The sequence below is a fragment of the Lysobacter fragariae genome, from assembly GCF_054779775.1.
The window spans coordinates 138,445-160,108 of sequence record NZ_BAAGXP010000012.1; the positions used below are offsets into that span (position 1 = coordinate 138,445).

General features: G+C 66.4%; 17 protein-coding genes and 1 riboswitch. Of the genes, 11 read left to right on the forward strand and 6 right to left on the reverse strand.

All coding sequences use genetic code 11. The features are described from left to right. Positions 1–5: 5 nt before the first annotated feature. Entirely contained in the window at positions 6–659 is a 654-nt protein-coding gene (locus ACYVD7_RS12680; RefSeq protein WP_460763797.1) for a response regulator, read from the reverse strand. Beyond that, positions 656–1,849 carry a sensor histidine kinase gene (locus tag ACYVD7_RS12685; RefSeq protein WP_460763800.1) on the reverse strand — a complete coding sequence of 398 codons (1,194 nt, stop codon included), beginning with the start codon at positions 1,847–1,849 and terminating at the stop codon, positions 656–658. Before ACYVD7_RS12685 ends, ACYVD7_RS12680 begins: the two co-directional genes overlap by 4 nt. Before the next feature lie 189 nt (positions 1,850–2,038). Between ACYVD7_RS12685 and ACYVD7_RS12690 the strand changes: the two genes are divergently transcribed. From ACYVD7_RS12690 to ACYVD7_RS12725, 8 genes are all read left to right on the forward strand, one after another. Then, positions 2,039–2,650: a GNAT family N-acetyltransferase gene (locus tag ACYVD7_RS12690; protein WP_460763802.1), complete on the forward strand. Its 612-nt coding sequence runs from the start codon at positions 2,039–2,041 to the stop codon at positions 2,648–2,650. Beyond that, positions 2,647–3,453, forward strand: coding sequence for a septum site-determining protein MinC (minC, locus tag ACYVD7_RS12695; protein WP_460763804.1), 807 nt, complete (start codon positions 2,647–2,649; stop codon positions 3,451–3,453). Before ACYVD7_RS12690 ends, minC begins: the two co-directional genes overlap by 4 nt. Before the next feature lie 209 nt (positions 3,454–3,662). Continuing rightward, on the forward strand, positions 3,663–4,472 hold the full coding sequence (minD, locus tag ACYVD7_RS12700) for a septum site-determining protein MinD (protein WP_460763807.1): 810 nt from the start codon (positions 3,663–3,665) through the stop codon (positions 4,470–4,472). Positions 4,473–4,475: 3 nt separating this feature from the next. Continuing rightward, positions 4,476–4,739, forward strand: coding sequence for a cell division topological specificity factor MinE (gene minE, locus ACYVD7_RS12705; RefSeq protein ID WP_460763810.1), 264 nt, complete (start codon positions 4,476–4,478; stop codon positions 4,737–4,739). A gap of 157 nt (positions 4,740–4,896) precedes the next feature. Continuing rightward, complete coding sequence (locus ACYVD7_RS12710) at positions 4,897–5,343, forward strand: hypothetical protein (protein ID WP_460763812.1); 447 nt, start codon at positions 4,897–4,899, stop codon at positions 5,341–5,343. 114 nt (positions 5,344–5,457) lie between these two features. After that, a complete protein-coding gene (locus ACYVD7_RS12715) occupies positions 5,458–7,464 on the forward strand; it encodes a M2 family metallopeptidase (RefSeq protein WP_460763815.1) in 2,007 nt (668 codons plus the stop codon). Positions 7,465–7,663: 199 nt separating this feature from the next. Then, positions 7,664–9,865, forward strand: a complete 2,202-nt coding sequence (locus ACYVD7_RS12720) for a S8 family serine peptidase (RefSeq protein ID WP_460763817.1) — start codon at positions 7,664–7,666, stop codon at positions 9,863–9,865. A gap of 325 nt (positions 9,866–10,190) precedes the next feature. After that, positions 10,191–13,172, forward strand: a complete 2,982-nt coding sequence (locus tag ACYVD7_RS12725; RefSeq protein WP_460763820.1) for an FG-GAP-like repeat-containing protein — start codon at positions 10,191–10,193, stop codon at positions 13,170–13,172. Positions 13,173–13,276: 104 nt separating this feature from the next. Here the strand turns inward: ACYVD7_RS12725 and ACYVD7_RS12730 are convergent, their stop codons facing one another. After that, positions 13,277–13,975, reverse strand: a complete 699-nt coding sequence (locus ACYVD7_RS12730) for a glutathione binding-like protein (RefSeq protein WP_460763823.1) — start codon at positions 13,973–13,975, stop codon at positions 13,277–13,279. Positions 13,976–14,163: 188 nt separating this feature from the next. Between ACYVD7_RS12730 and ACYVD7_RS12735 the strand changes: the two genes are divergently transcribed. After that, positions 14,164–15,249, forward strand: a complete 1,086-nt coding sequence (locus ACYVD7_RS12735) for an aromatic ring-hydroxylating oxygenase subunit alpha (protein WP_460763825.1) — start codon at positions 14,164–14,166, stop codon at positions 15,247–15,249. Between the two features lie 154 nt (positions 15,250–15,403). After that, the gene (locus ACYVD7_RS12740) at positions 15,404–16,669 is read left to right on the forward strand and encodes an amino acid permease (RefSeq protein WP_460763828.1); all 1,266 of its coding nucleotides are present in this window, start codon (positions 15,404–15,406) and stop codon (positions 16,667–16,669) included. An 89-nt stretch (positions 16,670–16,758) separates the two neighbouring features. Here ACYVD7_RS12740 and ACYVD7_RS12745 read toward each other — a convergent pair whose 3' ends face one another. Beyond that, complete coding sequence (locus ACYVD7_RS12745) at positions 16,759–18,012, reverse strand: multidrug effflux MFS transporter (protein ID WP_460763831.1); 1,254 nt, start codon at positions 18,010–18,012, stop codon at positions 16,759–16,761. A 198-nt stretch (positions 18,013–18,210) separates the two neighbouring features. Beyond that, complete coding sequence (locus tag ACYVD7_RS12750) at positions 18,211–18,639, reverse strand: VOC family protein (RefSeq protein ID WP_460763833.1); 429 nt, start codon at positions 18,637–18,639, stop codon at positions 18,211–18,213. 234 nt (positions 18,640–18,873) lie between these two features. On the opposite strand from ACYVD7_RS12750, the gene ACYVD7_RS12755 reads away from it, so the two are divergent. After that, positions 18,874–20,244, forward strand: coding sequence for a sensor domain-containing diguanylate cyclase (locus ACYVD7_RS12755; RefSeq protein WP_460763837.1), 1,371 nt, complete (start codon positions 18,874–18,876; stop codon positions 20,242–20,244). A 36-nt stretch (positions 20,245–20,280) separates the two neighbouring features. Here ACYVD7_RS12755 and ACYVD7_RS12760 read toward each other — a convergent pair whose 3' ends face one another. Continuing rightward, positions 20,281–21,099 carry a hypothetical protein gene (locus ACYVD7_RS12760; protein ID WP_460763839.1) on the reverse strand — a complete coding sequence of 273 codons (819 nt, stop codon included), beginning with the start codon at positions 21,097–21,099 and terminating at the stop codon, positions 20,281–20,283. A gap of 385 nt (positions 21,100–21,484) precedes the next feature. After that, positions 21,485–21,640: riboswitch (glycine riboswitch) on the forward strand. Positions 21,641–21,664 lie beyond the last annotated feature (24 nt).

The following is a 21,664-nucleotide window of genomic DNA, read 5'->3' on the forward strand; positions in this document are numbered from 1 at the left end:
GTAGTTCAGACCAGCTGCAGCTCGAAGGCCTTCAGCACCGCACGGGTGCGATCACGCACGCCCAGCTTGGAGAGGATGTTCGATACGTGGTTCTTGATCGTCCCCTCGGCCACGCCCAGGGAGTTGGCGATTTCCTTGTTGGAGAAGCCGCCCGCCATCAGGCGCAGGATCTCGGTTTCCCGCTCGGTGAGCGGGTCCGGGCGATCCAGGCTGACGAAGTCGTTGCGCATGTGCTCCAGCCCCGACAACAGGCGCTGGGTCATCGCCGGCTGCACCAGCGAACCACCGTCCGCCACCGTCTGGATGGCGCCCACCAGCTGCTCCAGCGACACGTCCTTGAGCAGGTACCCCTTGGCGCCGGCCTTCAGGCCAGCGAGCACCAGCTGGTCGTCGTCGAAGGTGGTCAGGATGATCGTCGGTGGCAGCTGGTTCAGCCGCGCCAGCGCCTGCAGGGCCTCCAGGCCCGACATCACCGGCATGCGCATGTCCATCAGCACGACGTCCGGCTTCACCTGCGGGATGACGTCCACCGCCTGCTTGCCGTCGCTGGCCTCGGCCACGACTTCTATCCCCTGCGCCAATGCCAGCAGCGACCGGACGCCCTGGCGCACCAGGGTCTGGTCGTCGACCAGCAGTACGCGGATGTTCTTTTCACTCATGCGATGGCTCCTTCGCTTGCGGCCAGCGTGGCCGAAGCCGGCAGCGTCAGCTGCAGGCGAAATCCCGAATGCGGGCGTGTTTCGATGGACAGGTCACCGCCGTACTGCTGCAGGCGCTCGCGCATGCCACGCAGGCCGTTGCCGGCAACCAGTACGTCGGCGCCGCGACCGTCGTCGCGTGCTTCGACCAGGATATTGCCGCCTTCGCGATGCGCGCTGATCCACAGATTGTGCGCATTGGCGTGGCGTACTGCGTTCGTGATGATCTCCTGCGTGCAGCGCAGCAGCACGTGCGCACGCTCGGGATCGTCCAGGGTCAGCGGGCTCTGGATGTCCATGTGGATCTCCAGCGCCGGCACGTTGTCGCCCAGCGGCTGCAACGCGGCCGCCAGGTCGATGGCACCGCCCTCGCGCAGCTGGCTGACGGCTTCGCGCACGTCGGTCAACAGCAGCTTGGCCAGCGTGTGAGCCTGCTGCACGTGGTCGCGGGCGCGGCCCTCGGGAGCGAGGTGACCGGCGACCTCCAGGTTCAGGCTGAGCGCGGTGAGGTGGTGGCCCAGCAGGTCATGCAGTTCGCGCGAAATGCGCGTGCGTTCGTTCACGCGCACGCTTTCGCCCAGCAGCGCGCGGGTGGCGCGCAGTTCCGCGTTCAACCGGCGCTGGTCCTCGCGGGCCTCGGCCTGCTGGCGCGCGACCACGGCGGTGACGAAGACGAAGCTGGAGAACCCCATGTAGCCCAGTGCCTGCACTACCGCCAGCACCAGCGTGAAGTCCAGCCCGACGAAGAGCGGGATGGTCGCCAGGTTGCTGCCCACCAGCCACGCGACGGCGACCGGCAATGGCAGCAGCCAGGGCAGCAGCCCGGCCAGCACCATCAGCAGGATGCTGCCCAGCCCCGTCCCCGAGAAATAGGTCACGCCGATGGCGCAGGCGGTCAGCACCATCAACAGCGCATGGTCGGCGAAACTGGGGCGCCGCTGTCCCAGGCCGCGCGTGATCCACCAGTAGACGACCCCGAAAACCACGTAGACCGCCAGCCAGCGCATGATCCGCAGGCCCAGCGGCTGGCCGGGTTCGGGCGGGACGGAGGCCGGGTCCAGCCAGACGTTGAACAGCCACAACCCCACCGCCGCCCAGGTGAAGAGGCCGGCGTAGCGCAGCAGCAGCGAGTGGTTGAGGCGGGAGAGCATGAATGCATGCTAACCACAACGTAACAGCGCCGAGCCGTCCGAAAGTAATGCAGTGGCCGATGGTTCAGAGCCGGGGTTCAGAGCCGGGTTCAATGCGGGTCCACGCGAGAACCGGGTCGCGAGCCCCCCGCCAGCATGCGATAATCGCTTGCACCGGTGGGCCCGGCTAGAACCATGGAGTCACGACGAATGTCGATCGTTGTCCGCGACGTGCGAGAGCACGAGCTGGATTCCGTCCTCGCACTGAACAACGCCGCCGGACCCGCGATCCTGCCGCTGGATGCGACACGACTGCGTTACTTTTTCGACCATGCCGAATATTTCCGTGTCGCCGAACGCGACGGGACGATCGCAGGCTTCCTGATCGGCATGGGTGCGCATTCGGAACACGACAGCAGCAACTTCCGCTGGTTCCGCGAGCGCTACCCGAATTTCTTCTACATCGACCGGATCGTCGTCGCCAGCCGACGCCGCGGCGGTGGTGTCGGCCGCGCGTTCTACGCCGACGTGCAGAGCTATGCCGAACTGCGCTACCCGGAACTGGCCTGCGAGGTCCTGCTGGGCCAGGCCGGCGAAGCCAATGATCCGGTACTGCTGTTCCACGGCAGCTTCGGTTTCCGCGAGGTCGGCCAGCACGTCATGTCCGAGAACGGCGTGCGCGCCGCGATGCTGATGAAGCCGATGTGCAGCCACGCGTGGGTCCACGAGACCTACGGCGACGCGCTGCCAAAACTCTCGTGGATTCCACAGCCGCGCACCGTGGACCAGTTCCCGCCCCGCGCCACGGGCACGTGCCCGTGAGCGTGGCGACGGACTACGAACTGGCCGGTGACCTCAAGATCGGCCAGGTCGGCATCGCCAACCTGCGCATCCGCAACCTCGACATCGCCCGCCTCGTCGACGAGATGCGTGGCCGCGTGCAGCGCGCCCCCAAGCTGTTCGCCCGTGCCGCGGTCGTGATCGATTTTGGCGGCCTCACCCAGACGCCTGATGTCGCCACGGCGAAGCAGCTGATCGACGGCCTGCGCGACGCCGGCGTCCTGCCGGTCGCGCTGGCCTACGGCACAAGCGAGATCGAACGCCTTTCCGAACAACTCGGACTGCCGTTGCTGGCGAAGTTCCGCGCGTCCTACGAGCGCGACGGCGACGCCGAGCCTGCGGCCGCCACACCCGAACCCCGCGCACCCGGTAAGGCCGCCAAGGTCGCCGCCGAAGCGCCTGCAGCGACGCCGGCCGCCGCTCCCGTTGCGGCCCCCACCGCCCCCGGCCTGATCCATGCCACGCCGGTGCGATCGGGCCAGCAGGTCTATGCGGCCAACCGCGACCTGAGCGTGCTGGCCAACGTCGGCGCGGGCGCGGAGGTCATGGCCGACGGCTCCATCCACGTCTACGGCCCGTTGCGCGGGCGCGCGCTGGCGGGCGCGCAAGGCTGGGAAAACGCGCGCATCTTCTGCCGCGAATTCCACGCCGAGCTCGTCGCCATCGCCGGCCACTACCGGGTACTGGAAGACATCCCCAAGGAACTTCGCGGCAAGGCCGTGCAGGTCTGGCTGGCAAAAAACGATACGGGCACGGAAGAACTCAGGATCGAAGCGCTCGACTGACGTGGCGCCGGGCCACCCGGCATGCCGCGTCGATCAGTGCGGAAGGCGCGTGCCGGCCCGGCCGGCACCGCAGGGCGAAGGAACCCGCCGTCGGATACTGTTGCAGCTCGCACTTGGTTTTCGTACTTGGTCAAAGACGCGCACCGGGCCCGCCCGGCACTACAAGAAGAACGGCGAATCCGCCGTCGGAAAAGAACAGGAGAAGAGTTTTGACCGAAATCATCGTAGTCACCTCGGGCAAGGGCGGCGTCGGCAAGACCACCACCAGCGCCAGCATCGCCTGCGGCCTCGCGCGCCGCGGCCACAAGGTCGCCGTCATCGACTTCGACGTCGGCCTGCGCAACCTCGACCTGATCATGGGCTGCGAACGTCGCGTCGTGTACGACTTCGTCAACGTCATCAGTGGTGAAGCCAACCTCAAGCAGGCCCTGATCAAGGACAAGCGCTTCGACACCCTGTTCGTGCTGGCTGCCTCGCAGACCCGCGACAAGGACGCGCTGACCAAGGAAGGCGTCGAGAAGGTGCTCAAGGACCTGTCCGACGACGGCTTCGACTACATCGTCTGCGACTCGCCGGCCGGCATCGAGAAGGGCGCGTTCCTCGCCATGTACTTCGCCGACCAGGCAGTCGTCGTGGTGAATCCGGAAGTCAGCTCCGTGCGCGACTCCGACCGCATCCTCGGCCTGCTCGCCTCCAAGACCCGCCGCGCCGAGAACGGCGAGCGCGTCAAGGAACACCTGCTGCTCACCCGCTACGCGCCGGCGCGCGTGGAAGGCGGCGAGATGCTGAGCGTCGGCGACGTCGAGGAAATCCTCGGCCTGAAGACGATCGGCGTGATCCCGGAATCCGGTGACGTGCTCCATGCCTCCAACAAGGGTGAGCCGGTGATCCTGGAAACCGAATCCGACGCCGCCAGCGCCTACGAGGACGCTGTCGCCCGACTGCTCGGCGAGGAAAGGCCGATGCGCTTCACCCAGGTGGAGAAGAAGGGATTCTTCCGCAAGTTCCTGGGGGGTTGAGCCATGGGCATCTTCGACTTCCTGGTTGCCAAGAAGCCCACCGCGTCCGTCGCCAAGGAGCGCCTGCGGATCATCGTCGCGCACGAGCGTTCCGGCCGCGGCAGCAGCCCCGACTACCTGCCGATGCTGCAGCGCGAACTGCTGGAAGTGATCCGCAAGTACGTCAACGTCGACGCCGAAGCGGTGAAGGTCGAGATGATCGGTGATGGCGACAGCAAGGTGCTCGACATCTCCGTCGCGCTGCCGGAAAACCCGGCGCAGGCCTGACCCTGTGACCACTCCCTCCCTTACGCAAAGCGCAGGGGAGGGCTGGGGAGGGGTGCCTTTGCTGTAGTTTTTCGCCCCCAAGCCCAAGGCAACAACAGAAGCACCCCACCCCGACCCTCCCCTGCGCTTCGCGCAAGGCAGGGAGCAGAAGCGAAACATGCTCACCCTCGCCGACATCGCCACTACCGACGTCGCTGCCCTGCTCGCCCGCCACGACCTGCAACTGCAACTCGTGCCCGACGGCGAAGCCATCCCCGGCAGCTACTGGGGCGAATCCGAAGCCGGCATCATCGGCACCACCGTCTACGCGCGCCGCGACACCCCCGTGCACTCACTGCTGCACGAAGCCGCGCACCTGATCGTGCTACCACCCGAACGACGCGCCGACGTCCATACCGACGCCACCGACTCCATCGAGGAGGAGGATGCCGTGTGCGTTTTGCAGGCCCTGCTGGGCGACGAACTCCCCGGCGTCGGCCGCGACCGCATCCTCGCCGACATGGACGAGTGGGGGTACACGTTCCGGCTGGGCTCGGCCAAGGCGTACTTCGAGCACGATGCGCAAGCCGCGTGGGACTGGCTGGCCGCGCGCGGCCTGGCTTAGGGGAACGTGACGCTGGTTGCCTCCCGGGCACTTCCCTCACTTGCACCCCCTCCCCCGCCCGCACTAGCCTGCCGCTTCCCCGCGCCCGTCCTTGGCGCCCGTAGAGGATTTCCCGTGAACCAACGTCATGCCCTGCTTGCCCTCGCCGTGGCGGCAAGCCTGCTGACCCTGTCGGCCTGCAAGAAGGAACAGGCGACTGCACCCGCGCCGAGCGTGTCGCAGGCGCCGGCCGGCGAGACCGCCGACGAGTTCGTCAAGCGCATCAACGACGAGTACCGCAAGATCTGGCCGGAAATGAACGCGGCGCAGTGGGTCTCGTCCACCTATATCAATGACGACACGCAGCTGCTCACGGCCAAGGCCAACGAACGCAACCTGACGCTGCTGAATTCGTGGATCGAGCAGTCGCGCAAGTTCGAAGGCCAGAAGATGTCGCCGGAGACGGCGCGGGCGATCAAGCTGCTCAAGCTGTCGGTGACGTTGCCGCCGCCGAACGACCCCAAGAAGCTGGAAGAACTCACCCAGCTCGCCACGAAGCTCGAAGGCATGTACGGCTCCGGCGAGTACTGCACGGGTGAAGGCGAAGCACGCAAGTGTCGCCAGCTCGGCGACCTGGAAGACGTGCTGCGCAACGAGAAGGGCGACCGCACGTACGAGGAAATGCTCGACGCGTGGCAAGGTTGGCACACCATCTCCCAGCCGATGCGCAAGGAATACGAGCGCTTCGTCGAGCTGTCCAACACCGGCGCCAAGGACCTGGGCTTCGCCGACACCGGCGAGCTGTGGCGCTCCGGCTACGACATGACCCCGGCGGAAATCGCCGCGGAAACCGACCGCCTGTGGCTGCAGGTCAAGCCGCTCTACGAGCAGCTGCACTGCTACACCCGCACCAAGCTGGAGTCCAAGTACGGCGACAAGGGCGAAGTGGCCGGCGGCATGCTGCCCGCGCACCTGATGGGCAACATGTGGCAGCAGGACTGGGGCAACCTCTGGCCGATCCTGCGTCCGTACAGCGATGAACAGGCCGGCAGCCTGGACATCACCAGCACGCTGGAGAAGATGCGCGACGCCAAGGAATCGGCGGACATGAGCGCGTTCAAGGGCGATCCCACGCCGGACCAGCGCGTCGACATCGAACGCGCCGCGGACCTGGACGTCGCCAAGAAGATGGCCGCGCGCGCCGAGGACTTCTACGTCTCGCTGGGCATGCCCAAGCTGCCGCCGAGCTACTGGGAGAAGAGCCAGTTCATCAAGCCGCGCGACCGCGACGTGGTCTGCCACGCCAGCGCGTGGGACCTGAACATGGCGGGCGACGTGCGCACGAAGATGTGCATCAAGGCCAACGAGGAAGACTTCACCACGCTGTATCACGAGCTGGGCCACCTGTATTACGACCTGGCCTACAACAAGCAGCCGCCGATCTTCCAGAACGCGGCGCATGACGGCTTCCACGAGGCCATCGGCGACACCATCGTGCTGGCGGTGACGCCGCAGTACCTGCACTCGATCGGCCTGGTCGGCGAGCAGAAGGTGAGCCAGGAATCGGTGATCAATGCGCAGATGCGCATGGCGCTGGCGAAGGTGTCGTTCCTGCCGTTCGGCCTGATGATCGATCGCTGGCGCTGGGGTGTGTTCGACGGTTCGATCAAGCCGACGGAATACAACAAGGCGTGGTGGGACCTGAAGGCGAAGTACCAGGGCGTGGCCCCGGTCACCGCGCGCGGCGAGGAGTTCTTCGATGCCGGCGCCAAGTACCACGTGCCGGGCAACACGCCGTACACGCGCTACTTCCTCTCGCACATCCTGCAGTTCCAGTTCTACAAGGCGCTGTGCGATGCGTCGGGCTACAAGGGCCCGCTGCACGAGTGCAGCTTCTACGGCAACAAGGCTGCCGGCCAGTTGTACTGGCAGATGCTGGGTCGCGGCGCGAGCCAGGAGTGGCAGAAGACGCTCAAGGAAATGACCGGCAGCGACAAGATGGATGCCTCGGCGGTGCTGGAATACTTCTCCCCGCTGCAGGCGTGGCTGAAGCAGCAGAACGAAGGCAAGACCTGCGGCTGGAATGCCGAAGGCGCGACGGCGGCCAAGGCGGACGCGAAGCCGGCAGCCAAGGCAGGCTGAGTCCCGCATCACAATCCGCGGTAACAAAGGAGGCCAGCACACGCTGGCCTCTTTTTTTGCAGCTCGATATGACCTGCCAGTTCGCCGCCGGGCGGAATGTGGCGGCGCCTGCGTTCGCTGGCTGGTGCCCCGCCCCGCCCCGTCGGTATCCTTGCAGGCATCGATCGGCGGCATTCACACCGCCTCGGGGGGATCCACGATGAACTCACTGCACCGCCTGGCGTTGGCATTGGTGCTGGTCGCGGCCGCGGGCCTGGCCCACGCCGAAAAACTCTCTCCCAAGGCTATGGAAGTCGCACAGCAGGCGGGCAAGGTGCGCGTCCTGGTGATGCTGGACGACCAGGCGCCTTCGCCCAAGCTGATGGACAACCTGCTGCGTCGTCGCGACGTCGCCAGCCGGGTGGACGCCTCCATTGCCCGCCTGCCGGCCGCGAGCTACACGCTCAAGCGGCGGTTCGCGCTGGTGCCCGGCTTCGCGCTGGAGGTGAACGCGAAAGCGCTGGAGCGACTGCGCGACGATCCCGCGGTCAGCCGCATCGACATCGATGCACCCGGCCGCGGCAGCGCCATCGCACCGGACGAGTCCTCCGACCTGAACCACGTCAGCGCCCTGCAAGGCCTGGGCTATGCCGGCACGGGAATGAAGGTCGCCGTGATCGACTCCGGCGTGGACACCGATCATCCGGACCTGGCATCGCAACTGGTTGGTCAGCAGTGCTTCTGTTCCAACGCCAGCGGCACAGGTGGCTGCTGCCCCAACGGGCAGGCCACCCAGAGCGGCGCAGGCGCTGCGGAAGATGCCTGGGGCCACGGCACCAATGTCGCCGGGATCATCGTCGGCAAGGGCAACGTCGCACCGCGCGGCGGCGTGCCTTCGGCCCAGCTTGTCGCGGTGCGCGTGCTGGATGCGGGCGGCAGCTTCTGTTGCAGCTCCGACGTCGTCGCCGCGATGGACTGGGTGGCCAGCAACCATCCTGATGTCGACGTGGTGAACCTCAGCCTCGGCACCGCTGCACTGTTCGCCGGGGACTGCGACACCACCAATGCCTACACGCAGGCCCTGGCCACCGCGGTCAACAACCTGGTTGCCAAGGGTGCGATGGTCGTCGTCTCCAGCGGCAACCAGGGCAACGCGACGCAGATGAGCGCCCCGGCGTGCGTGCGCGATGCGATGAGCGTGGGCGCGACCTGGGATTCCACCGGCGGCCCGGTCACCTTCCTGGGCTGCAGCGAAACCAGCACGTCGCCGCGGCAACCCACCTGTTTCTCCAACCACAGCACCACCACCGACATCTACGCCGCCGGCGCCTATGTGACCTCGGCCGGAAAGAACGGCGGCATTTCCACCTGGGGTGGGACATCACAGGCGGCGCCCATGGTCTCGGCCTGCGCCATCGCGCTGAAGCAGGAGGCGCCCTATTCCACCGTCGCCCAGCGCATGGACGCGATGAAGCTGTCTCCGTACATCCTGGTCAACCCAGGCAAGCCGTTCCTGGACTGCACCGACGCGCTCAAGCTGGTCGCGCCGAAGAAGCAGAAATACGACTTCGACAAGGATGGCCGCTCGGACGTGTTCTGGCGCAATGGCAGTACCGGGGCGAACGACATCTGGAAGGGAGCGAACTCCACCACGCGCCAGGCGCCCGGTTCGATCGCGACGTCCTGGTCGCCTTCGGGCATCGGCGATTTCGACGGCGACCGCAAGGCCGACATCCTGTTCCGCGATTCGGCGACCGGCAAGATCAACACCTGGCGCGCGGGCAGCAGCGCGAACAGCATTGCGTTCGCAACCGAATCGGACCCGCAGTGGAAGGTCGTCGCGGTTGGCGATTTCAATGGTGACAGCGGCGACGAGCCGTTCTGGCGCCACCAGACGACAGGCGCCAACCGCATGTGGCCGTGTGCGTTCTACAACCCCTGCGGATCGACCGCCACCGTGGTCGATCAGCACTGGAAAGTCGCTGGCGCGGGCGACTTCAACGGCGACGGCGCCGACGACATCCTCTGGCGCAACGACACCACCGGCGGCAACGATATCTGGCGCCGCGGCCTGTCCAGCTCGCGCCAGGCCGTCGCCGCCGTCACCAACCTGCAATGGACGATCGTCGGTGTCGGCGACTTCAACGGCGACGGCAAGGCCGACATCCTGTGGCGCAACTCCACCACCGGTGCCAACGCCATCTGGCTGTCCGCGGTCAGCAGTACCCAGCAGGCCGTGGCCGCGGTCACCGACCTGAAGTGGCAGGTGGCTGCCGTCGGCGACTACAACAGCGACGGCAAGGCCGACATCCTGTGGCGCCACGCCACTGCTGGAGACAACGTCATCTGGTATTCGGGCTCCTCCAGCACGCGGGGCTCACTGGCACGCGTCGTGGACCTGAACTGGAAGATCGTCCGCTAGGCCTGGCGGGTGCGTCGCCCGGGAACGCCGTTGCGGCTGGTTCCGGCCGGCACACAGCCTCCGCGGGCAAGTGCGGTATCTTTGAAAAACGCGCTCGCCGCGTCTGACACCCTCGGGAAAATCGAACGTGAATCGAATCGTCCTTCTGACGTCGGCCGCCTTGGCGACCGCCGGCCTTGTCTCCGCCATCGGACCCAGCCACGCCGCGCCCGGACCGGCGACCTCCGCTCCGCGCGTCGCCTCCGAAGCCAGCTGGCGCCCCAAAGCCGCGGCCCCTGCTATCCGGTGGCGCTCGGCCGCATTTCCGCAGGCGCAAGTAACCCACTTGCAGTTCCGTGAGTTACCGCTCAAGCGCCTGTCCGACCTGCAGGCGCGCAACCTGCACGAAGCGATGGTCAAGGCCACCCAGATCGGCGTGCCGCGCACCACGCGCAGCGAAGGCCTGGCTGCGGTCTTGCCGCCGCTGAAGTGGGTTGCCAGCGGCAACGGCGGCTCGATCGCACGCATCCAGGTGCGCTCACCCGATGCGCTGGGCCTGCGCGTCGGCCTGCAACTGGACGGCTGGAACCAGCGCATCGAACTGCGCATGGCCGGCTCCGACGAGCCCGCCAAGGTGATGCTGGTCCGCGGCGACGAAGCCCTGCGCCTGTCCGACACGCGCAAGGTCTACTGGACGCCTTCCACCGATGGCGAGACCCAGACCATCGAGCTCTACGCGCCCGCCGGCGTCTCGCTGAAGGACGTCCGCCTGCAGGTGCCGCAGGTCTCGCACCTGGTGGCGAGCAGCCGCAACAACTTCAAGATCCTCAAGTCGATCGGCGACTCCGGCGCGTGCAACGTTGATACCGCGTGCCGGGTGGCCGAGCTGGGCGCCGCATTCGTGACGGCGAAGAACGCCGTCGCCCACATGCAGTTCGTTGACGGCGCATCGACCTACATCTGCACCGGCACCCTGCTCAACGACAACGACAGCGGTACGCAGATCCCGTACTTCTACGGCGCCAACCACTGCATCAGCACGCAGACCGTCGCCAACACCCTGATCACGTTCTGGAACCTGGAAGCCACGTCCTGCGGGAGTGGCATTTCCGCAGCGGTGAACCAGGTCAACGGTGGCGCCGCACTGCTCTATCACGACGCCAACACCGATGCGACGCTGCTACGCCTGAACAATCCGCCTCCGGGCGGTGCGACGTTCGGCGGTTGGGATGCCGCCGCATTGCCGACCTCCATCAACGTGCTGGCCATCCATCACCCGCACGGCGACCTGAAGAAGGTTTCGCAGGGCCAGCACGTCTCCACCAACGCCACGCAGCACACCGTCGGCTGGTTGACTGGCACCACCGAGGGAGGAAGCAGCGGCTCCGGCCTGTTCACCCTGGCCAACGGCAGCTACTACCTGCGCGGCGGCCTCTATCGCGGGTCCGCAGGCTGCGAGAACAGCGGTTCGATCTCGAACGTCGAAAATCGCGATGAATACTCGCGCTTCGATGTGGCGTTCCCGAGCATCAAGCAGTACCTGCAGCCCATTACCAACGTCTCACCCGTCGCCAACTTCAGCTACACCAGCAACGGCACGACCCTGGTGTTCACCGACGCCTCGACCGACTCCGACGGTACGATCGCCTCGCGCGCGTGGAATTTCGGCGACGGTACGACGTCGACCGCTGCCAATCCATCCAGGACCTATGCCAGCGGAGGCACCTACAACGTCACCCTTAATGTGACTGACAACTACGGCGGCACGGGCAGCGTCACCAAGGCAGTCGTGGTGCCGGTCACCCTCACCGCGACCCAGTCGGCGACCAACCTTGGCGGCGCCGCTGGCGCGGCGTTGCGCTATTCGATCAAGGTCCCGCAGTACGCGCAGAACCTGCGCTTCACCACCAGCGGCGGCACCGGCAACGCGGACCTGTACGTTCGCCTCAATGCCGAACCCAGCACGACCAATTACGCCGCGGCCTCCAAGGGGGCGACCAACGCCGAGGCGATCAACGTCGCCAGCCCGACTGCCGGCACCTGGAACATCCTGCTCTACGGTGCGCAGGCGTTCAGCGGCGTCACCCTGAAGGCAACCTACGACGGCGGCGACCAGCCGGTCACGATCAAGGTCACCGGCACGACGACATCGGAAGCAAGCCCGCAGGCGACCTTCGTGGTCACGTCGTCCGCCACCAGCGGCTCGCCGGTGACCTTCACCGTCGCCTCGAGCAACGGCACCGCGCAGGCAGGCAGCGACTACACCGCCCTTGCCCCGGTGCAGATGACGCTTCCCGCCGGCGCCAAGTCCATTGCCGGCACCGTGCAGCTCATCAACAACGCGACGATCGAACCCCTCGAGTCGTTCACGGTGACCGCAAGCAACGTCTCCGGCGCGACCTTCGCGATTGCCGGCGATGCCGTGGCCACGATGGTCGTCAAGGACGATGACGGCATCCGCGGCATCGACGATTTCGATGGCGACGGCCGCTCCGACCTGTTCTGGCGCAACGAAGCCAACGGCAAGAACGACCTGTGGAAATCGGCCAACGCCACGACGCGCCAGGTTACCCAGACCGTTGCCGACCTGAACTGGAAGGCGGTGCTGGTGGGCGACTTCAATGGCGACGACCGTCGCGACGTGTTCTGGCGCAATGGCAGCACGGGTGCCAACGACATCTGGCTCTCGGCCAACGCCAGCACGCGCCAGGCGCCGGGCACCGAAGCCAACCTCGCGTGGAAGGCGGTCGCCGCGGGCGACTTCAACAACGACGGTCGCGACGACGTGTTCTGGCGCAACACCAGCACTGGCGCCAACAGCGTCTGGTGGTCCGGACTGCGCACCACCTCGCAATCCCTGACGGCCGTGGCCGACCAGAACTGGCAGGTCATGGGTGCCGGCGATTTCAACGGCGACGGCAACGTGGACGTGCTGTGGCGCAACGCCAGCACCGGCGCCAACTCGGTCTGGTACAACGCCACGGGCACCAAGGTCGCGTTGCCGGCGGTGACCGACCTCAACTGGAAGGCGGTCGGTATCGGCGACTTCAATGGCGACGGCAAGGCAGACATCTTCTGGCGCAATTCGGCCACGGGCGGCAACGCGATCTGGAAATCAGCGGACCGGTCGACCCAGCAGGCCGTCACCACCGTCGCGGACGGCAACTGGCGGGTAGCCGCCACCGGCGACTACAACGCGGACGGAACCTCCGATGTGGCGTGGCGCAACATCAGCACGGGCGCCAACGACGTTTGGTACTCGGCCCTGTCCAGCACGCACGTGGGCCTGGCCACCGTTTCGGACCTCAACTGGAAGATCGTCCACTGACCGGTACGACGAACTCCGGCCATAGCAAAAAGCCCGCGAAAGCGGGCTTTTTGTCATTTCGGCAACGCTGGTCCATTGCGTGCGGCAATCCGGCGGCGCTTCAATCAACGCACCGATTCCGCTGTCTGCCCGAACAGGATGCGGCGCTCTTCCTCGGTGAAATCGCGCCGTTGCGAATACGCCGGCGCCACGCCTTCGTACGCACGGACGGTGGCGGGCCGCGCCGCGACGGTCTCGAACCAGCGCCGGAGATGGGGAAAGTCATCCAGGTCCTGGCCGAGTCCTTCATGCGGCACGATCCACGGATAGCAGGCCATGTCGGCGATGGAATAATCGCCGACGATGAACTCGCGTCCGGCCAGGTGCCTGTCCAGCACGGCGAACAGTCGGTTGGTTTCCTTTGCGTAGCGCTCCATCGCGTACGGCACCGGCTCCGGCGCGTGCACGGCGAAGTGTCCGTTCTGCCCCGCCATCGGGCCCAGGCCGCCGACCTGCCAGAACAACCACTGCAGCAGTTGCGCCCGACCGCGGACATCGGCGGGAACGAAGCGGCCGATCTTGTAGCCCAGGTACAACAGCATTGCGCCTGACTCGAACAACGAAAGCGGCTCGCCGCCATCGGCCGGCACGTGGTCGACCAGCGCCGGGATCTTGTTGTTGGGCGAGATCGCCAGGAACTGGGGCGTGAACTGCTCGCCCTTGGAGATGTTCACGGGAATGATCCGGTGCGCGATGCCGGATTCCTCCATGAACAGTTTGAGCTTCAGGCCGTTAGGCGTGGCGGCGTAGTACAGGTCGATCATGCGGGGGCTCCAGGCGTCGTTGCGAGGTCACGGTCGCACCCTAATGCAGGGAAGGTGACAGCCGTGGAGCCAGTCTGGCGAACGATGCGGGAGCCAGTGGCACGACCTCGGAAACAGCGCATCCCGCAGGCCCACCAACGGGAGGACCGGCGCATTGCGGGAATCGGGAAAAGCGCGATACTCGGTTCATGAACAAGACCGCCGCCTCCACCGACCTCGCCCCGCAACCGCTGGATCACGCCACCGCATTGCCGGCCCGTTATTACTTCGATCCCGCGATGGTCGCCATGGACCGTCGCCTGATCTTCGACCGTGGCTGGCAGCTGTTGGCGCACGTGTGCCAGCTACAGAATCCGGGCGACCACGTCATCGGCGATTTCGCCGGGCTGCCTGTGATCGCGGTGCGCGGCGCCGACGGGCAGATCCGTGTTTTCCACAACGTCTGTCGCCACCGCGCCGGACCGCTGGCGCAATGCGACGGGCTGGCGGCGAAGTCGTTGCGCTGCCGCTACCACGGCTGGACCTACACCCTCGACGGCACGCTGCGGTCGGCGCCGGAGATGGGCACCGCACCGGACTTCGACGTCAACGACATCAAGCTGCCGCAGCTGTCGGTACGCGTGTGGCAGGGCATGGTGTTCGCCGCGGTGGACGAAGCCGGCGCGCCAGACTTCGATGCCTTCGTCGCCGGCATCGACGAGCGCCTGGGTGCCAACCGCCACCTGGAACGCTACGGCCACCACCATCGCGTCGGTTACGACGTCGCCTGCAACTGGAAGGTGTACGTCGACAACTACCTCGAGGGCTACCACGTCCCGCACATCCATCCGGGCCTGAACAAACTGCTCGACTACCGCAGCTACATCACCGATACGTCGAAGTGGTACTCGTACCAGTTCAGCCCGCTGGAAAGTGGCGACGGCCTGTATGGCGCCGGCGACGCGCTGTACTACTGGATGTGGCCCAACACCATGTTGAACATCCTGCCCGGCCGCCTGCAGACCAACCGCATCATCCCCAAGGGCGTGGACCGCTGCCGCGTGGAATTCGATTTCTACTACTCGCTGGACGAATCCGAAGAGGCCTCGCAACGTCGCCTCGCCGATTTGTCCTTCAGCGACGAAGTGCAGTTCGAGGACCTCACCATCTGCGAGGACGTGCAGCGCGGCCTGTCGTCGGGTTCGTACGAGCCGGGCCGGTTGAACCCGCTACGTGAGAACGCGGTGCACCACTTCCACGAACTTCTCCGGGGCGTGTACCGCAACGCGGAATGACGCCGAACGGCTGTGCGCTCTACCCCTCCCCCTTTACGCGCAGCGCAAGGGAGAGCTGGGCGGGGTGCATATGCTCGGAGTCGAGGCAGGAACGAACAAGTACACCCAACCGCATCCGATCCCTCGCCGGTAACAACCACTCGCAGAGAGCTGCATGACTTCCAATCGTCCCCTCGGCCTGTGGTCCGCCACCGCGCTGGTCATCGGCAGCATCATCGGCAGCGGCGTCTTCCTGCTCCCCGCTTCGCTCGCTCCTTACGGTGCCACCAGCCTGATCGGCTGGGGGATCACCCTGTTCGGCGCGGTAATGCTGGCGCTCACCTTCGCGCGACTGGCGATGCTCTGGCCGCAGACTGGTGGGCCGTACACCTTCGTGCGCAATGGCTTCGGCGACCTGCCGGGCTTCGTCATCGCGTGGAGCTACTGGATCTCCACCTGGACGACGAATGCCGCCATCTCGGTGGCCTTCGCCGGCAGCATCGGTTCGATCTTCCCTGCGCTGACCGCGACGCCGTTGCGCTCGGCCGCGGTCGCGCTCGCAGCGTTGTGGACCTGCATCGCGATCAACCTGGTCGGCGTGAAGCAGGTCGGCCGTGCGCAGGTAGTGCTGACGGTGCTGAAATTCGTGCCATTGCTGGTGTTCGGGTTTGTCGCCATCTGGTTCGTCGATGGCAGCCACTACCAGCCGCTCAATCCGTCCGGTCAGCCGCTGCCACACGCCATCAACGCCACGGTTGCATTGACGTTGTGGGCACTGCTCGGCCTTGAAGCGGCCACGGTGCCGGCCGGTTCGATCGACAACCCGCAGCGCACCATCCCGCGCGCGACGGTACTGGGAACAGGACTGGCGGGACTCGCCACCATCCTCGCCTGCAGCGCGGTGCTGGGTCTGTTGCCGGCGGAACAGGTGAAGGATTCCGCCGCGCCGATGGCCGACGCCGCGCGCGTGCTGTGGGGCCCGGCGGCAGGCATCGGGATTGCCGCAGTCGCGGCGATTTCGTGCCTGGGCGCGCTCAACGGCTGGGTGCTGATTTCCGCGCAGGTGCCGATGGCCGCCGCGAACGACAAGGTGATGCCGGCAATATTCTCCCGGCTCGATGCGCGCGGCACGCCAGCGGCCGGCATCCTGATCGCCGGCGGCCTGGCCACGCTGCTGGTGTTCGCCAACTTCAGCAAGTCGCTGGTACAGCTGTTCACCTTCGCCATCCTGCTCTCGACCGCGGCGACGCTGCTGCCCTACTTCGCGTGCAGCGCGGCGTGGTTGCGTCGCGGCACAGGTGGCGGTCGCGTGGTGGCGGCGCTTGCACTTCTCTACAGCCTGTATGCGCTGGTCGGAATCGGCGCCGAGTCGCTGCTGTGGGGCATCGTGCTGGTGGTGGCCGGCCTGCCGGTGTATTTCCTAAGCCGGCAGCGGTCGTAGGGCGGGGCTTGGCCCGCCATCAAGACGTCCCGTGAACCTGCAGGGAAGGCAGGACGAGCGAAGGAACCCGCGGCGGGCCAAGGCCCGCCCTACAGCGTCTCGCCGGGCACCGTCTCGGTTTCGCTGGTCGTGGGCTGCAGCGGTCGCGAAGCCCGCCGCTCCCACGACCAGAACCCGAAGGCCAGCACCAGGAACAGGCTCGCGAAGCCGACCATCCACAGCACGTGCGCGCTGATCAACGGCGACAGCACGCCAGCGATCAGGGCGTTCAACACCAGGCTGGTGAACGCCTGCAACGACGACGCCGAGCCACGCTGGCGCGGATACATGTCCAGGATCGCCAGCGTCACGATCGGAAACACCAGCGCGATGCCGAACGCGTTGAGCGATATCGGGATCACCGCCCAAGGCACCTGCGGCACCGCGACCAGCAGCGTGTAGGCAAAGTTGAGCACGATCGCTACAGCGCTGCAGCCGAAACCGACTCCCACCAGCTTCTCGCCACTCACCTTGCCGGCACAGCGCCCGGACACGAAGGCGCCGGCCACCATGCCGCCGATCATCGGCACGAAGAACCAGCCGAAGTCGCTTTCACCCATGCGCAGGTGATCGACCACGAAGGCCGGTGCCGACGAAATGAACAACCACAATGCCGCGAAGTTGAACGCACTGGCCGCGGCCAGGCGCTGGAATCGCGGATTGAGGAAGATCGCCGAGTAATCGCGCAACAGCGATGACGCGCGCAGCGGCAGGCGCGCTTCCTTCGCATGGGTTTCCGGCAGGCCCAGCCACGTGACCACCAGCAGCACCACGGAGAACAGCGCGAGGAACCAGAAGATCACCGGCCACGCCGCCCATCCCAGGATCCAGCCACCGATGATCGGCGCGATCGCCGGCGCGATGCCGAAGATCATCGACACCTGGCTCATCAGCCGCTGTGCGTCTTCGCCCTGCAGCACGTCGCGGATCACCGCGCGCCCCACGATCAGGCCCACGCCGGACGACAAGCCCTGCAGCGCACGGAACGCCAACAGCGTAGGCAGGTCATGCGACAGCGCGCACCCGATGGATGCGAAGGTGAAGACGACCAGTCCGCCGATGATCACCCGCTTGCGCCCGATCGCGTCCGACAGCGGGCCATGCACCAGGCTCATCAGCGCGTACGCCACGAGGTAGGCACTGATCGTCTGCTGGATCGCCACTTTGTCGGCGCCTAGCTGCGCACCGATCGCCGGGAATGCGGGGAAGATCGTGTCGATCGAGAACGGCCCGAACATCGCCAGTCCGCCGAGCAGCAATGCAAGACGACGGATGGAGAGACGCGGCGATGCGGTGTCGTTCATTGGTCTCCAATAATTCCCGGTATCCGGGAAGCAGTGTGGCGCAGTGTCACTCCGGGCGCTGCAAGGGAGCTGCTTTCTCTTCGACGGCGAAGAAGCGCATGGAACTGGAGCGATGGTCCGGCGCGGTATCGGCAATCGATGTTCGGGCAGCGTCGGAGCCGATCCTCACTGTGCTCGGATAATCCGCCGTAAAACGCCTTACGTCCCCGGCCCCGGCGCCCCCTTCAATTCCACCAGGTTGCCTTCCGGATCGAACAGGTACTGCGAGGGCCCCTCGCCCTCCGCACCGTAACGCGAACCGAAGTCGCCAACGCGCACGCCGTGCGCCTGCAGGTGCCCGACCACCGCGTCGCGATCGAACGGCTCCACGCGCAGGCACAGGTGGTCCATGTTGTGACCTTCGGCTCCCGGCGCCGCACCACCCATGGCACCCAGCTTTCCATCCACCGGCACCAGGTCGATGAGTGAGTGACCAGCGCGCAACTGGATCAGGCCGATCGCGTCCTGGCGTCGCTCGACGCTGCAGCCGAGCACGTCGCAGTAGAAGGCCTCCATCGCTACGCCATCACGCACGCGCAGCACGACATGGTCGATCTGGCGCAATTCGAAGGGCGGTCGCGTTGTCATGCGTTTCCTTGGAGCGCGATGGCGGGCAAGCATAGCAAGCAGTCGAAGCCGCGGCCCATGCCATTGGACCCGTCGCCACCGCAACGCGATGGCGCCCGGATGCATCGCCGCATGAGGGATTTCCCTCAGTAAAAATTCGTTCGGGCTGACTGTCAGGCAACCGTTGCATCGTGTTGGCATTGCCTGCCGGCACTTCTGCCACGTGCGTCACGAAATTACGCAGGATCGTCATCAATGCTCCACCACCCCACGATCAATCTGTCGACGATGTCCATCCAGCGAAACCGGCTCAGGAAGCTCATCGCGGAACTGCGCATCCTGCGCACCGCGATGAATGAGCTGTCGGCGTTCGTCTACGCCAAGGACCTCGCCGGCCGCTACACCTTCGCCAATCGTGCGGTGCATCGACTGTATGGCGCGGGCAAGGGCGAGGTCGTCGGTGCCGACGACACGCATTTCTGGGATGTCGAGCGATCCGAAGCGATCTGGCGCAACGACCGCACCGTCATCGACGCCGGCGTCCGCCTGGAAACGGAGGAACACCTCGCAATGCCCGATGCCCCGACCCGCAGCTACTTCAGCGTGAAGGCGCCCGTGCGCGACGCAGGAGGCCGCATCACCGGCGTCGCCGGCGTCTCCACCGACATCACCCACCTCAAGCGCCTGGAAGCGGACCTGCGCGAGAAGAACGCGTTGCTGGAGTCGTTGCTGGAAAACGTCGACGCCTGCATCTACGTCAAGGACCGCGCGCGCCGCTACAGCTACGCCAACGCGAAGATGGCAGCGCTGGTCGATCGCTCGCCGGAGGAACTCATCGGCCGCACCGACGAGGAACTGGTCGCACCCGAGCTCGCTGCCGGTTGGCGCGTGCTCGACGACAAGGTCTTCGCCACCGGCGAAACCCAATCCGGCAACGAAGTCAGCATCACGCCCGAGGGCGAGACGCGCCACTTCTGGGTGGTGCAGATCCCGCAACGCGACGCCAGCGGCGATGTCGCTTCGCTGCTCGGCATCTCCACCGACTTCACCCAGTTCTACCGCCTGCAGGAAGAGCTGCGCCGGCAGGCGATGACTGACGAGCTCACCGGCGTGCGCAATCGCCGCAGCCTGCTGCTGACCGCGCAGCGCGAGTTCGCGCGCGCCAGCCGCTACGAACTTCCGCTGTCGGTTCTGATGATCGACATCGACCACTTCAAGGACGTCAACGATACCCACGGCCACGATGTCGGCGACAAGGTATTGAAATCGATCACCGATGCCCTGCTCCGGGAGCTTCGCGATTCCGATGTGCTTGGCCGTTTCGGCGGCGAGGAATTTGCCATCCTCCTGCCCAACACCACCCGTGCCGGCGCCGCGATCCTGGCCGAGCGCCTGCGCGAGCGCGTCGGCGCGATCCGGCTCACCGGCGACTGGGACGGCGTCGTGGAGCCGACCATCAGCATCGGCGTAGCCTGTTCGCAGGGCGCCAGCTGCATCGAAGCGGTCATCAAGCGTGCCGACCAGTCCCTGTACGAAGCCAAGGCCAATGGTCGCAACCAGGTGCATGCCGCCGCAGACACGCCCGAGCCGGACGATCCGGGTGCTGCGCTGCTGGTTCCGACCTGAGTTTTTTTCGCCTTCGACCGGGGATCGATCGCGGGTCTATCTGATTTCGCCGGGCGTGCCAGTCTTGCTGGAGTCCGCCGCCGTTTCCGCCGTGGAGGAAACGGTTGCCGCGGCATCCACCCGTGCGGGATGAACGACCGAAGGGCCGGCATCACGTGCCACCGGGTGCACCAAGGCCGCGGGAGCGACGGGCACGGACTGCAACCGGGCGATGCCCTCGATCGGGATCGCTTCGGACACGCGCGACTGCGGCCACCACAGGAACACGAACGCACTGCTGGTGCCGAGCAGGCGCGCGACCTGCGGCAGCGGTGAGTCGGCACCAGCCAGGGTGACACTCACCTTCGTTCCCGCGCGGTCCGCGCGGACCCGGTCGCCGAGCTTCTGCACGTAGCCGGCCGAGATCCACAACATTCCCCAGAACACCGCGAACGCCACGCCCGTCTCCGGCGCAATGCCAATTCCCTTCCATCGCAGCCAGCGGTTTTCGGGGAACACCAGGCGGCCCCACCAGCGACGCCGGAACTCCGCCACGCGCTGCGGGTGGTGGCGACGGTAGATGTCGGGGCCGGAGATAAACACCGTCAACACGATCGAAACCGCCAGCAATGCCGCATACGTCGGATCGCGCAGGCCGGCGACCAGGTAGTCGCTGGGCTGCATGTATTCCAGGATCGGCAAGCCGAAACCCCGATAGAACCAGAAGTTCGCCCACAGGCCGAGGAACGAGACGAGGACATAGGCGACGGTGAACAACAGGCTGGGTTCGCGCCGCATGCGCTTCCAGACCCGCAGTACCCACGGGATGCCGGCCTGCGTCTTCGGCGACAATTCGTCGACGGTGGTGGGTGCCATGGGCGCGACCGCCTCCAGGGGCGCCGGCTCGGCTGGGGCCCCGGGCACGACCTGCTGCTCGATCATCGATCCGCTCCACGGCTGGAATCTGCGCACCCGGGGTTCCGGGGCGGAAGGGCCATGGTACGGGGCGGTCGATCGAATCTGAACACGCGGACCCGGCAGGACGAGCAGGGCCAGGCAGCCTGCTGCCCTGCGCACGCCGACGTGGGCGGTCTCGGCCTGCTGATCCGGCTGCACGGGACGGCACCGGCAACCGCCCTCGGGCGGCTATAATTCCCGTTCCACGCACACGGTGGGAGAAGCGCGCCAGTCCCTGGATGGGAACGGCCGCTGCCGAAGGCGCAACCGCCCGGAATCGCTCAGGCCCACGTACCTCCGTGTCGCGAAAAACTCTGGAGAGACCGACCTGCTCCGCCCCCGCCATTAACGGCATGGAGGCATGGCAGGAACCGGCGCCGAAGGGGCAAGAAGCGCAACGGGATTCCCTCCCCCTCCCACGCGCTTCCAAACTCTCAGGCAAAAGGACAGAGGGGCACTCCAACGTGCGATCCCGCACGCCCGG

Excerpts from the sequence above, each read along its gene's own strand:
- ACYVD7_RS12720 (WP_460763817.1), top strand. The coding sequence starts at position 7,664 with ATGAACTCACTGCACCGCCTGGCGTTGGCATTGGTGCTGGTCGCGGCC.
- ACYVD7_RS12730 (WP_460763823.1), bottom strand. The coding sequence starts at position 13,975 with ATGATCGACCTGTACTACGCCGCCACGCCTAACGGCCTGAAGCTCAAA.
- ACYVD7_RS12685 (WP_460763800.1), bottom strand. The coding sequence starts at position 1,849 with ATGCTCTCCCGCCTCAACCACTCGCTGCTGCTGCGCTACGCCGGCCTC.
- ACYVD7_RS12745 (WP_460763831.1), bottom strand. The coding sequence starts at position 18,012 with ATGAACGACACCGCATCGCCGCGTCTCTCCATCCGTCGTCTTGCATTG.
- ACYVD7_RS12755 (WP_460763837.1), top strand. The coding sequence starts at position 18,874 with ATGCTCCACCACCCCACGATCAATCTGTCGACGATGTCCATCCAGCGA.
- ACYVD7_RS12680 (WP_460763797.1), bottom strand. The coding sequence starts at position 659 with ATGAGTGAAAAGAACATCCGCGTACTGCTGGTCGACGACCAGACCCTG.
- ACYVD7_RS12690 (WP_460763802.1), top strand. The coding sequence starts at position 2,039 with ATGTCGATCGTTGTCCGCGACGTGCGAGAGCACGAGCTGGATTCCGTC.
- ACYVD7_RS12710 (WP_460763812.1), top strand. The coding sequence starts at position 4,897 with ATGCTCACCCTCGCCGACATCGCCACTACCGACGTCGCTGCCCTGCTC.
- ACYVD7_RS12735 (WP_460763825.1), top strand. The coding sequence starts at position 14,164 with ATGAACAAGACCGCCGCCTCCACCGACCTCGCCCCGCAACCGCTGGAT.
- ACYVD7_RS12750 (WP_460763833.1), bottom strand. The coding sequence starts at position 18,639 with ATGACAACGCGACCGCCCTTCGAATTGCGCCAGATCGACCATGTCGTG.
- ACYVD7_RS12760 (WP_460763839.1), bottom strand. The coding sequence starts at position 21,099 with ATGGCACCCACCACCGTCGACGAATTGTCGCCGAAGACGCAGGCCGGC.
- ACYVD7_RS12740 (WP_460763828.1), top strand. The coding sequence starts at position 15,404 with ATGACTTCCAATCGTCCCCTCGGCCTGTGGTCCGCCACCGCGCTGGTC.
- minE (WP_460763810.1), top strand. The coding sequence starts at position 4,476 with ATGGGCATCTTCGACTTCCTGGTTGCCAAGAAGCCCACCGCGTCCGTC.